Raw genomic sequence first — 298 nt, forward strand, 5'->3', positions numbered from 1 at the left:
TATGCGCGCGCGGTGCGCGGCACCGAGCCCCGCCCGATGCGGGTCTTCCACGCGTCGATCACCTATCTGACGCTGCTCTTCGTCGCCATCGCGATCGATCCGCTGCTGCCTTTCTGATCGCTTCGCGACACGCGAAGACCCCTCGGCCGGCAGGGCGTGGCCGAGGGGTCTTCGCTTCGCGTGAGCGTCGCCGGATCAGCGGGTGATCGGCTTCTCGATGGTTTCCTCGACGTCGTTCTGCGGCGCGGAAGCCGTGTCGGCGGGCACCGCGGCGATGTCGGATGCGGTCTCGGCCGCC

1 pseudogene is annotated in these 298 nt (G+C 69.5%); it reads left to right on the top strand.

Annotated elements, in window-relative coordinates:
- Positions 1-117 (top strand): annotated as a pseudogene (locus SK224_RS16730) (protoheme IX farnesyltransferase); the annotation flags it as partial.
- Positions 118-298 lie beyond the last annotated feature (181 nt).

Origin of the sequence: Microbacterium sp. BG28, from assembly GCF_034044005.1 — a bacterium.
Classification (GTDB): Bacteria; Actinomycetota; Actinomycetes; order Actinomycetales; family Microbacteriaceae; genus Microbacterium.